The sequence below is a fragment of the Nocardioides asiaticus genome, from assembly GCF_040049175.1.
In the GTDB taxonomy this organism is placed as follows: Bacteria; Actinomycetota; Actinomycetes; order Propionibacteriales; family Nocardioidaceae; genus Nocardioides; species Nocardioides cheoyonin.
Window position 1 is genome coordinate 1 of sequence record NZ_JBDZDM010000012.1, and the last position, 1,520, is coordinate 1,520.

The window sequence follows — 1,520 nt, forward strand, 5'->3', positions numbered from 1 at the left end:
CGCCGGGTACCCGGTGCGCCGGGGACCTCGCGACGCGTGGCCTCGGCCCCGAGCGGCGTCGATGACTCGCGCCGCGTCGCGTCATCGTGGCCTTCCCGGCGTGTCGGATCAGTCATGACAGACCTCCGAGCAATCGGACGCGCTCGCTCGTGGAGGGACGGCGGGATAGGGCGGTACCCTCATGGCGCGACCACCCTCGCAACGATGACCGAGACGTTGTCGCGTGCCCCAGCAGCCAGGGCTTGGCGGACGAGTTCGTCGCATGCGGCTTTCGGCTCGAGGGCGAGGGCTGCTGCGATCTGGTCGTGCTCGACACAGTCGTGGAGACCGTCGCTGCAGAGTAGATAGGTAGTTCCAGGCTCGATGGGTTCGGTCAGCTCGTGGGGGTCGAGCGCTCGTTCGATGGGCCCGCCGAGTGACTGCGAGATGAGGCCCTTGCGGACGCCACTGGGATCGGGCACAAGATCGTCAACGGAGACTTGACCGAGGTACCCATCGATTGCTCGGTAGACCCGGCTGTCGCCAACATTGAAGATGCTGACCTGGGAACCCTGAAACCTGATGCCTGCGAGGGTGGCGCCCATGTCGGCGTGGCCGGCGATGGCGTGGCCGCGATCGAGGACGTCGCGACTGATCTGTCCCATCGCCACCGGGAGGTCGCCGAGATCTTGGGTACCCAATCCCAGGGCCGCCGTGGTGGATGCGACGGCGCCGCCGACGTAGCCGCCCATGCCGTCGATGACCGCGAGGGTGATCGGCCGTTGGCGCAGGTCGAACGTGATCTCAAGGGATGTCCCGCTGGCCTGGGCGATCCAATTGTCGACGAACAGGCAGTCTTCGTTGACGGTGCGGACTCCACCCACGTGGGTGAGTGCCGCGACACGCAGTTCAGGGTTCGTAGTGCGATCAACCATTGGCGAGCTGGCCTCTGGCTCTAGCGATGAGAGAAGCCAGGACGGCGGCGACGACCATGAGAATCGGCCCCCAAAGGAGTTCAGAGCGATCGGTTGCACCCCCAAATGAGGTGGAGGAGACACTGTTGCTCTGTGTCACAACCACGGCGCTCACGATCTCCGCTCCGGCTCCAGAGAGTCCGGCGAACCACGCCGGCCAGGTTGCGGGAGCAGGTGTCAGGACCGCGACGACCACTGCCGTCACGCCGATGGCAGCGGCGTTTCCGATGAGCAAGGTCAGGAAGATCGTTCCACCTGGCAACACGTCGGGTGCTTTTTGCGTACCGCCGCTCAGGAAGAACCAGCACACGCCGGTCAGGACGAGGCCTGGCCAGAGCGCCATGAACGCCAGCCCGAAGATCTCGCCGACTTGGCTCGATTTTGCCCGTCGTTGTGCTTGACGCTGCGTCCGTCGCTGTTCTTGATCCTGGCGTTGTTGTTCTTCGTGCTGTTCGCGTTGTCGTCGCTCCTCGGCTTCTCGGATGCCTTTGAGTCGTGCGGTTTCGGTCTTCTCGGCCGCAGGGAGTGTCGCAAGCGCGAGCGCAGCGTGCTCCGGACCCGCGGTGG

The 1,520-nt window shown here is 65.3% G+C and carries 2 protein-coding genes; both read right to left on the reverse strand.

Annotation, left to right across the window (positions count from 1 at the left end):
- Window positions 1–179 precede the first annotated feature (179 nt).
- Window positions 180–914 carry a PP2C family protein-serine/threonine phosphatase gene (locus ABLE53_RS24740; RefSeq protein WP_348861862.1) on the reverse strand — a complete coding sequence of 245 codons (735 nt, stop codon included), beginning with the start codon at window positions 912–914 and terminating at the stop codon, window positions 180–182.
- Window positions 907–1,520 (reverse strand): hypothetical protein (locus tag ABLE53_RS24745; protein ID WP_348861863.1); only part of this gene is annotated, 614 nt, incomplete at its 5' end. The genes ABLE53_RS24745 and ABLE53_RS24740, both read right to left, overlap by 8 nt.